This window comes from Prosthecobacter sp. (assembly GCF_044232965.1).
Lineage (GTDB): Bacteria > Verrucomicrobiota > Verrucomicrobiia > Verrucomicrobiales > Verrucomicrobiaceae > Prosthecobacter.
Genome location: NZ_JBIIKX010000001.1, coordinates 200345 through 210917, shown reverse-complemented (window position 1 = coordinate 210917; position 10573 = coordinate 200345). Strand labels below are relative to the sequence as shown.

The 10573-nt window shown below is 59.9% G+C and carries 7 protein-coding genes; 2 read left to right on the top strand and 5 right to left on the bottom strand.

From position 1 onward, the window contains the following. Window positions 1-337 precede the first annotated feature (337 nt). Entirely contained in the window at window positions 338-1570 is a 1233-nt protein-coding gene (locus ACILSI_RS00895; RefSeq protein WP_395719943.1) for an argininosuccinate synthase, read from the top strand. 63 nt (window positions 1571-1633) lie between these two features. Here the strand turns inward: ACILSI_RS00895 and ACILSI_RS00890 are convergent, their stop codons facing one another. Both ACILSI_RS00890 and ACILSI_RS00885 read right to left on the bottom strand, forming a co-directional pair. Beyond that, window positions 1634-2068, bottom strand: coding sequence for a hypothetical protein (locus ACILSI_RS00890; RefSeq protein WP_395719942.1), 435 nt, complete (start codon window positions 2066-2068; stop codon window positions 1634-1636). A gap of 7 nt (window positions 2069-2075) precedes the next feature. Continuing rightward, a complete protein-coding gene (locus ACILSI_RS00885; protein WP_395719941.1) occupies window positions 2076-3296 on the bottom strand; it encodes a nitrous oxide reductase family maturation protein NosD in 1221 nt (406 codons plus the stop codon). A 74-nt stretch (window positions 3297-3370) separates the two neighbouring features. On the opposite strand from ACILSI_RS00885, the gene ACILSI_RS00880 reads away from it, so the two are divergent. Further along, window positions 3371-4354 (top strand): ThuA domain-containing protein, encoded by a 984-nt coding sequence (locus ACILSI_RS00880; protein WP_395719940.1) that lies wholly within the window; start codon window positions 3371-3373, stop codon window positions 4352-4354. A 104-nt stretch (window positions 4355-4458) separates the two neighbouring features. Here the strand turns inward: ACILSI_RS00880 and ACILSI_RS00875 are convergent, their stop codons facing one another. From ACILSI_RS00875 to ACILSI_RS00865, 3 genes are all read right to left on the bottom strand, one after another. Next, a complete protein-coding gene (locus ACILSI_RS00875; RefSeq protein WP_395719939.1) occupies window positions 4459-8574 on the bottom strand; it encodes a ThuA domain-containing protein in 4116 nt (1371 codons plus the stop codon). 65 nt (window positions 8575-8639) lie between these two features. Continuing rightward, window positions 8640-9488: a phytoene/squalene synthase family protein gene (locus ACILSI_RS00870; protein ID WP_395719938.1), complete on the bottom strand. Its 849-nt coding sequence runs from the start codon at window positions 9486-9488 to the stop codon at window positions 8640-8642. Then, entirely contained in the window at window positions 9485-10561 is a 1077-nt protein-coding gene (locus ACILSI_RS00865; protein ID WP_395719937.1) for a hypothetical protein, read from the bottom strand. Before ACILSI_RS00865 ends, ACILSI_RS00870 begins: the two co-directional genes overlap by 4 nt. Window positions 10562-10573 lie beyond the last annotated feature (12 nt).

The following is a 10573-nucleotide window of genomic DNA, read 5'->3' as shown; positions in this document are numbered from 1 at the left end:
GCCAGGACGGATCCGTTCTGTGGAGGCATGATATCCCACGCCCCACGCTGAAGCGCAGAGAAGTGTGGCAACCCGTCCCTCGCGTGCTTTAGGCGCTGGGCATCGGCCGCTGTTTCCCGTGGATAATTCCATGTATTTTGGGTGAATTTTCCATTCTAACCAAACCCATTATAATTTCAATAAAAAGAAGATGGATAATTAACTTTCCTTAACCAAGCATTCATAGGCTCGCCTGCATGTGGCTGTTCAGCGCCCAATTTGCCTCAAAAACCCCTCACCGGCCCTCGACACCCGGCCTTTCGGCCCCTATTCTCGCCGCCCTTCATTCCAAACGCCCATGAGCAAGAAAATCGTCCTCGCCTATTCCGGTGGTCTCGACACCTCCGTCCTCCTTTCCTGGATCAAAGACACCTATCAGGCCGAAGTCATCGCCTTCTGCGCCAACGTCGGCCAGGACGACGAACTCAAGGGGCTCAATGCCAAGGCCAAGAAAACCGGCGCGTCCAAAATCTACATCGACGACCTCCAGGAAGAATTCGCCACGGATTTCATCTACCCGATGATCCAGGCCGGAGCCATTTACGAGGGCCAGTACTTCCTCGGCACTTCCATTGCCCGACCGCTCATCGCGAAACGCATGGTGGAGATCGCCAAGGCCGAAGGCGCCACCGCCATCGCCCACGGTGCCACTGGCAAGGGCAACGACCAGGTCCGCTTCGAGCTCACTGCCGCCGCCCTGGCCCCCGAAATCGAAATCATCGCCCCCTGGCGTGACGAGCGCTTCCGCAACGAGTTCCCCGGTCGCGCCGAGATGATCGACTACTGCGAGAAGAAGAAAATCCCCGTCCAGGCCAGCGCCAAGAAGCCTTTTTCGATGGACCGCAACCTCCTGCACATCAGCTACGAGGCCGGCATTCTCGAAGACCCCTGGTTCGACGCCAGCGATCCCAAGTACAAGGGCTACTTTAACACCCTCTCCGTCTTCCCCGAGGACGCGCCAGACAAAGGCGAGACCGTCATCCTCGAATTTGAAAAGGGCAACTGCATCGCCGTGAATGGCAAGGTGCTCTCCCCGCTCGGCGTGATGAAACTGCTCAACAAGCTCGGCGGTAAGCACGGCGTCGGCCGTGTGGACATGGTGGAAAACCGCTTCGTCGGCATGAAAAGCCGCGGCGTTTATGAAACCCCCGGCGGCAGCATCCTGCATTTCGCCCATCGCCAGATCGAAAGCCTCACCATGGACCGCGAGGTCATGCATCTGCGTGACAGCCTCATCCCGAAATACGCCCAGCTCGTGTACAACGGCTTCTGGTACGCGCCGGAGCGTCACGCCCTGCAAGCGCTCGTCACCGAAACGCAGCAGAAAGTCTGCGGCACCGTGCGCCTCAAGCTCTACAAGGGCAACATCATCGCCGCCGGCCGCAAAAGCCTTTACAGCCTCTACGACCCGCAGGTTGCCACCATGGAAGCAGACCCGACGAAGGCCTACAACCAGGACGACGCCACCGGCTTCATCCGCCTCAACGCCCTGCGCCTCAAAACCGGAGCAATCCGTGACAAGAAGAAGTAATCACCGCTTTTTCATCCTCTCATTTCGGCAACGCCGGCAGCCACCGCTGTCGGCGTTGTTGTTTCACCATAATGTGAAGCCCGTCTTCGCCGCCTTGCCAACACGGCTGCTGCACAGCAAAAACAATGCGCTCACCACATAAGTCAGACTACCGACGCCCACCCAGATTGGGATCACCGCGTGCGGGATCAGCGCCCCTCGTGGCGCTTCGATGGCAGGAAACACGCGGTTGATGAAAAACACCCCGGCCCCCGCACCCCCCAGATAAACCAGCGCCAGCAGCCACTTGAACAGACTCTTTCCATTCATGAAACCATACATGACCATCAGGCTGATGGCATACCAGACAACCGCCCCCGCAAACCAGCGAAAAATCTCATGAAACAAGAACATGGCGATCATCACCGCGCCCAGGATCATGTGCAGCCACATCCACTTGCGAGTGAACTGGATTTCTTCCAGGTGGATGGCACCACGATAGCGCTGCACGTCGAGCATTTTCTAATCAGGGGGAGGATGGAGGTGATTCGATCAGGTTGTCTTTGATCATGACACCGGTCTTTTGCTCAAAGTACAACCACGCACTGTTCTTAGCAAGTTTACGGCCACAGTCCATGCACAGGTTGCTTGTCACGAGCACATTTTTCACCTCGCCCGTGCTCCAAACCGCCGCAGTCGAGAGCCCTGAGAACGTGTTGCCATTGAGGATCAACCCATTGGCTCCGCCCTCGATCAAAACACCCGTTCCTTCATCAATCCCCATCGGTGTTTTCTCCTCGGCCGGCCGTTTGTCCTTCCCTGCCCCGATGTAGGTGTTGCAGAAGGTGTTCCCGCTGATCGTGTTGCGCTCCGCGTCCTTGCCCACCCGAACCGAAAACTTGTGCGCGATGGTGAAGGTGTTCGCGCTGATCGTGCAGCCGCAGGCATCGCGCAGGTCGATGCCGCCCTCCAGATGATGCGCGATCACGTTCGCGCTCAGCGTGATGCCGTAGCAGTCGCGATCCAGAATGATCGCCGTGCCGTTGCACTCCTCGATCATGTTGCCGCTCACCACCGAACCGTAGGTGTTCTCGATGATCACCCCGTTGCCCAGATGGTCGTCGATGTTGTTGCCGTTCATGCACAAGTTGAAGGCATCCACACAGCGCAGCGCGTCCTGGTTCTCCTCAAAGTGGTTCGCGTTCACCACGATGTCGTGACAGCCAAGGATCTCGATCCCGCTTTTCTTGTTGTAGGTGATGATGCAGTCCGCCACGCGTGGATCTTCAAAACAGTCCTTCAGCACGATCCCGTGCCCGCCGTGATGGTCCACGGACACGCCTTCGAGGTAAATCTCCTGAATGCCCTCCGCGAAGATGCCATCGCCGCTCTTTTCACTGCCGCTGATACGCAGGTCCGCCATCTGCACCCGCCATAACCTTGCTTTCTTATCCGAGTCGAGATTCGTCGGACGCAGGATGATCGCGGGGCTGCCATTGTCACTCTTGTTGATGATGTGCGTCGCCGCACCGCCGCCCACGATGCGCGTCTCCGCCGTTTTCACCCGCAACGGCTCCGTGATCTCGTAATTCCCCGGCGGGATCGTCACCAGCCCGCCGCTTTCCGGCACCGCGTCCAGCGCCGCCTGCAAGTTCGGATACTTAGCAGCATCGACTGCCACAGGGGCGGACGTTTGGGCGTTCAGGACGACCACGGCAGACAACAACAAGGCGAGCAGAATTTTCATCCCGCAACAAACGCTCACTGGATCGCTTTTTCCGCCTGCAAAAGCATTCAAACGAGCCACGTTCACTTTCCACCATGATCAAACGCCTCACCCTGCTGCTTGCCGCAGCCCTCTCGTGCTCCTCCGCTCACGCGGAACCAAAGAAGCTCCTCGTCGTCACCGTCACCACCGGTTTCCGTCATTCCTCCATCGAGACCGCCGAGAAAGTCCTCGCCGAGCTCGGCACCAAGTCCGGTGCCTTCACCGTCGATTTCGTCCACCAGCCCGAAGGCCAGCCGAAAAACCCCGGCAAGCCGCCCGTGCGTGGTGACAAAGACACCGACGAATCCTTCAAGGCCAAGGCGGAAGCCTTCAGTATCGCGAGCGCCAAGTTCAACGAGGACAACCAAGTCTGGGGAGACAAGATCAAAGCCTACATGGCCGAGAAAATGGCCCTCGATAAAATCAAAGACTACGACGGCTTCGTCTTCGCCAACACCACCGGCGATCTCCTCTTCCCCGACCGCGACGGCTTCATCAAGCTCATCGAAAACGGCAAGGCCTTCATCGCCATGCACTCCGGATCCGACACTTATCATCCCTTCCGTGGCTACATCGAGATGCTCGGCGGCGAGTTTGAAACGCACAAATCGCAGGTTGAGATCCAGCCCACCCTGCACTCCCCCGCTCATCCCATCACCAAGTCCGTTCCAGTGGGCTGGAAGGTCTTCGATGAGATCTACATCATCAAAACCTTCGACAAGGCCAAGGTTCACGGCCTTCTCGGCCTCAACTCGCATCCCAACCTCGCGCAACTGACCGACGAGGAGAAAAAGAAAGAAGATGAGCTGAAGCGCTACTTCCCCGTCTCCTGGTGCAAGGAGTACGGAGCAGGCCGTGTCTTTTACACCTCCCTCGGCCATCGTGAGGACGTGTGGGATCCCACTTGGAAAGAAGGCACCCCGGACCGCAAAAACAGCCCCGAGATCGCCCACACTTACCAGGAAATGATCCTCGCCGGCATCCAGTGGGCCTTGAAGCTCACCGAAGGCCCCGCCACTCCAGGAAACATCCCCTGATTCATGGCATTCATGGCATTCATGGCACTGTAGTCCCGGCTTCAGCCGCCCTTCTACGCCAGCACTTGACAGTGCTGGCGTTTTTTTACCCGGTCAGCGCTCCGTTACTTCTTCACCAGCGATTCGAGGTAATCGAGCAGGCTGGCGAACTCCTTCACGGTGAAGTTCATCATCAGGCCCGGAGGCATCATGCTCATGGGGAGCTTTTGGCGCTCTTTGATGTCAGCGGTTTTGAAGGTGAACTCCTGGGAGGCGATGTTGCGGAGTTTGACCTCGTTCGCGCCTTTGAGGGTGATGAAGCCCATTTGCTGCGTGCCGTCCTTCAGGGTGATCATCTCGCTGGCGAAGCCTTGGGCGATGGTTTTGTTCGGATCGAGGATGTTTTGGGCCAGATCGGGGCGCTTGTAGGTTTGGGCGATGTTGCCGAGGTAGGGGCCTTTTTGTGCTTCGGTCTCCTTCACGGTGTGACAGGCCACGCAGGTGGCTTTGGTGAAGATTTGCTCGCCGAGGGAGATGTCGCCTTTCACCTTCAAAACTGCCGCGAGGGCGTCCTCGGGTTTCAAGGTCATGAGCTTGGGTGTTTTGTCTTCGATCTTGGTGATGCGCATGGACTTCGCGGCGCGTTCGGCGACGCCTTTGACCTCGGCATCGGGATCGTCGAGCGCGGCGAGGACTTTGGCGGCGCTGGGCATGTGCTTGGAGGCACTGATGGCGTCGATGATGAGCTTGCGGTGCTTCGGATCGGCCCAGCCCTTGTCGAGCGCCTTCTGCGTGAGCTGGATGGACTCGGGGCTGCCCGTCTTGCGATTCGCGAGGTTCAACAAGGCGGCATTGGCATACATCGACACCGGCCACTCGGCCTTCTCGGCGATCTGCTCAATGAGCTGGTGGTGGTTTTCGAGCTTCGGTGCGTTCAAAAAGGCGGCCAAAGCGGCATCGTAGTCTTTGCCGGAGTCGGGGAGCTTTTTGAGAGGCTCCAGGGCGGCCAAGGTGGCGGAGACGCCTTCGGCGCTGTCGGTTTTCGAGAGGGCGATGATCGCTTGAGAAAGCGCCACCGGTCCGACGGATCCGACCTGTCGGACGAGTCCGACGAGCAGAGGCACCGCCTCCGCCGGAATCTCCTCCGCACCAGCAAGCTGCGCGGCCAGCTCCGGCAACACCTTCGGATCCTTCTTCGCGAGTTCGAGGATGCGCTGCTGCGCCTCGTTGAACTGGATGCGGTTGCGGTTCAGTTCCTTCACCAAGAAAGCGGCTTCCTCCGGCGAGGCTTTCGCTAGTGCGTCCTTCAGCGCCACGGCGATCTTCGGCGTCTCGCTCCAGGCCTCCGGCTGGTAATACGGCCCACGTGTGTCCGGCCGCGTGCCCCACGAATCGCCCTTCCACTCGCCTTCTTTGAAATGGAGACGGCTGAGCGCTCCGAGGATACCCTGGCGCAACGCAGGATCGTTGGCCTTGTTGAAACGCTCAATCAGACCAGCGACGACGTCAGCCTCGTGCATCATGGCGAGTGAGCGCAAAATACCTGCGCGATCGCTGCCGGAGCCATCGAGAGCAGCAAAGGCTTGCTTGAAGAGCCGACGAAAAGCGGCGGCGCGAATCGCTGTGTGCGAGATCACCGGATCGGCATGAGCAAAGGCCGCGATAACTTCATCGTCCGAGGCTTTCTCTTTGAGCGAAGCCACCTGATTGCGCTCCGCGGTGCGCAGTGAGGCATACTGAGCCTGATAGCTGTCCGCCTGCTTGTTGTGGCGACGCAGCAACTCACGCTGAGCCTCAATGCGGCGGCGATAGCTCTGCGGCTGGCCGAGGTCGAGCACCTTCACGAGTTCCTCATCCGTCGCCTTCGCGAAATCCTGCAGCGGCTCCGCTTTGAAGCCCTTGGGCTTCACTTGCACGATGTAACCGACGTCCGGCCCGGCCCAGCCGAAGGTGGCACCTTTCCAACTGGCGCAATAGACGCGACTCAGGCCATCGACATCGGCGTCGGTGGGGCGGGTCATTTTGATGAAGGGCTCGGGCTTGCGGGTTTCTTCGAAGGTGGCTCCTTTAGGCTTCACCTGATGATGCCAGAGAGCGCCGCTGCCCCAATCGCAGGTGAAGGGTGCGTTGTTCCAAGCGCCGAAGCCGGGTTCGTCGATGTAAACCGCGCCGGTGCCGCTGCCGCCGCCGTAGTCGGCGAGGGGTTGGATGGCCTCGTCATTGAAGTTTTTGTAGAGGCGCGGGTAGCCGTGGTCGTCGAGACCGGTGAAGTGGTGGAAGCGCACGTTCCAGCCGCCGCCGTCGTTCGTGTTGTCGCGGGCGAACATGTCCATCAGCGGGCTGATGGCGACCTCAAGGATGTTGCGCGTGCCGGTGGAATAAATTTCGAGGCCTGTGCCGTCGGGACGCACGCGGATGACGCCGCCGCCGCGATGTTGGAGCGTTTTGCCATCGGTGCCCGTGGCCTTCAGGAAGCCGAAGTCGCCACCCGCGATGTAAAGCCAGCCGTCAATGCCGAGGCTGAGGCCGTTTGTGGTGTGATCCGCCGGGCGATCTTTGAAGCCGTAGGCGATGCCATTGACGAGGATGTTTTGTTTTTCGGCGACGCCGTCGTGATCGGCATCGATGAACTCGCTGAGGTGCGGCGGATGCACGAGGTAGAGGCGGTCGTGGTCCCACACGAGGCCGCGCGGGCTGTCCACCTCGCAAAAGACCTTCGTTTCATCGGCACGGCCATCGCCATCGAGATCGCGCAGGCGGATGATGCGTCCACGGTTGGGTTTGCGCTCCACGGAGCCGTTTCCATCCGAGGAAACGTAAAGCGTGCCATCCGGCTCCGCGGCGACGAAGACCGGGTAGTTCGCCGCAGCGCTATTCGCGAACAGCGTGACCTCAAAGCCCTCAGCGACCTTCACATCCTTCAAAATGGCCGCTTCCTCCTCCGGCGTGAGTTTCACGATCTTCGGCGCGATGTTGCCTTCCTTGGCGCGGGGATCATTCGCCTTGTCATACTCCTTCTTTTGCTCGGCGCTGAGCTTTGGCGCGATGGCTTTGATGCCTGGGCCTTTGAGCCTCACCTCGCGAATGCTGGCCCAGCCGCCGTGGTCGTTCCCTGTGCAGGTGATGACGATTTTTTTGGCCTGCTTGGCTTCCAAAGCATGGCTTTGGGAGATGGAAATGTCTGCCACCATTTTGCCGTCGATCTCGATCTTGTGCTGGTAGGACTTGTCTTTTCTCTCCCACACGATTTCGAGACCCGTGAGGTCCTGCGGTTTTTCCAACTCCAGCGTGAGCGATTGCGGCTTTGACGCATCCGCGGCGCACCAGCGTGTGCCTTCATCGCCATCGACGGCTTTCCAGGTATCATTGCCCGGCTGAGTGCTGCTCGCGGTCGTCTTGATGCCCGTGGCATCTTTAGGCGTCGGCGGCGGCTTCGGGGCCTCGACAGGCTTTGCGGGCACAAAGGTCACTTTATTCTGCCCTTTGAACGGCGTCAGGTAGTCCGGCGTGAGCTTGTCACAGGCCCAGAGCAGACCGCGCGTAATGAGATCGAGGTAACGCGCATCGGCGACGGTTTCCGTGTTGTGCCCGATGGTCGTGCTAAAGCTGCGTGCACCAGCTTTTTCATTCGTCCACGCGACGATGTATTCGACGTCCTTCGTGCTGCCATCCTTGTTTTTGACGGTCTGCTTGCCCATCGCGAGCGGATGGGCGTCGAAGAGGTTCACGTTGTTATAGAGCTCCTCTTTGATCGTGGTCCAATCCGCGAGCGTCTTCGTGATCGGGTGCTCCTTATCGACAAACGTGATCGCGATGGGCTCCTGCGGGCCGTGGGAGTTCGATTGCAGGCCGAGACGCTTGAACCAGCGGTCCTCCCCCGTGCGGAAGCTGTGCATGGCGCAGTGAAGCTGGATGCTCGGGATGGTTTTGTGAGCGTCGAGGATGCGCGTGAGCGTCTCCTTGTTGTTCATGCTCGCCGCGCACTCGTCGTGGATGATGACGTCGTAGCCCTTGGCCCAATCCGCCTTGTCATAGACCGGCAGCGGCGGGTTGGTGGACTTGTCGTCGGTCCAAATGACATCCACCTGCACATTCGCGCGGCTTTGGATGCCTTTCGCGATGACCTCGTGCTGCTTCGCATAGTCATGGCAGCAGCCACCGGTGATGAGGAGGGCTTTGAGGGGCTCGGCGGCGAAGAGCGAAGAGCCGAGGGCGGAGAGAACTAGGAATGTGCGCAGCATGGGAGAAAATGGGGACGCAGAAGCCGCACAAAAAGCGGGGTTTCTATCAGAAAAGTATCGACGCATCAGCGCCCAAACCGCGCCTTGATCAGGTGGCTGCCGAGAATCCACACCTTGTGGATGTTGTTCAGGCGGCAGCGCTTGGTGAACACGGGGAACTGCTCGCGTTTGAGCTTTTCGAGGATGCGCGAGTAGATCGCGGCCATGATCTCAGAGGCGACCATGTTTTTGCGATCTTCGGGCGGCAGCGCCTTCTGCGCGGCCTGGTAGTAGTCACGCGCACGGCGATACTGAAACTCCATCATCTTGGTGAAGCGCGGACTGGGCCTCGCGTCGAGGATTTCGCTCTCCAGCACGCCGAACTGGCGCAACTCGCTCTGTGGCAGGTAGATGCGGCCTGTGTCGCGGGCGTCCTGGCCGACATCGCGGATGATGTTGGTGAATTGCAGAGCGTAGCCGAGGTTGATGGCGTAATCACGCGTGGCGGGGTTCGTGTGGCCGAAAATCTCGATGCTAACGAGGCCGACGACGCTGGCGACCTTGTAGCAGTAGCCGAGCAATTCCTCGAAGGTCTCGTAGCGTGTCTTCGTGATGTCACTGGCCACGCCGTCGATGATCTCGCCAAGCCAGGCACGCGGGAAGCCGTATTTGGCGGGCAGCAGCACCACTTCATCGAGGACTGGATGCCCCGGCGGCTTGCCTTCCTCCACGCACTGCTTCCAGCGAGTGAGTTCCTTCTCTTTTTCATCCTCACCGACATCCGTCGCATCGGCGATGTCATCGACGACGCGGCAGAAGGCGTAGAAGGAGATCATATCGCGGCGGCGTTCCTTCGGCAGGCAGGCGAGCGCAAAAGCGAGGTTCGACTTCGCCCGCCGCGTGATCTGTTCAGGAGAAAGCGTGCCGCTGGTCATGCGGAGGGAGAACGTGGGAAGCCGTGGCGCAACATGATGAGGAGAGCGGTCAGCAATAGCCAGCAATCGAGCATGGCAAGCACCAAAGCGCTTAGCGGCAGCACCAGGATGCGCCAGAACGGGGAATCAACGCTCAAGGCTTGTCCCATCGCGGCGGCGTAGTGAGCGAGGATGAAAATCGCCAGCGCGGTGATGCCGAGCAACAGCAGCGAAACGCCCGAACGCGTCAAGATGCGGAGCGCGGCGGCCCCTTGATGCAAAAAATGCCCCGGCACCGCCGACACGGCGAGCGGCAGCGCCGCAAACAGCAGCAACAGCTCGATCCACAGCCAACCGCCGACGCTTTGCGGCGTGCTCATCTGCCACTGACGCCAGCTCACCCACAGCAGATTGAATCCTGCGAGCGCCGCCACACTCTGCCAGCGTGCGAAGGTGTGCTCCAACGCGGCGGTGGCATCGTTATCAGCCTCGGTGTCCTGCGGTTTCTCCCAGGCCATGACGAAACGCACCAGCCACACCTGCATGCCTGCCGCAGCCAATGCGGTGAAAACATAGCGCAGGCCGAGCTTCACCGATTCCGCTCCCTCGGACAGCATGCGCCTCAAGGTCACGCCTTCGAGCGCCAGCCAGCCAAAACCAATGATCGTGATGACCAGCAGCGCGATCTTTTGCTCCGGCACAGGCCGCCGCTCGCCATAACGATAGGGCCAGCGCCAGATGCGAATGGTCAAAATGGCAAGCACGACAGGCATCAGGCACGCGAGCGGCCAGGGTTGGATCAGCACATGCGGCAATTGCGCCAGATGCGCCGCCGCATCGCGGGTGAGCGGCAGGATCAGCTCACGCCAGTCTCCTAGCTGCACCGGCGAATAGGCGGCAGGCTTTGCGTCGCCAAAAATGGCGGCCAACAGCGCGGCTCCCGCCACCCACACGATCAAAGCAGGCCGCAGGCGGACGAAATCCCACGCGTCCGACAAATGCCGCCGCAGCGGATGCCAACGCAGATGCAGCGCCAGCCCGGCGATGAAGCCGAGAAGCGCGAGCGCGGTGGATTGCCAATGCGGGAGATTCAAAGGAGTCGATCA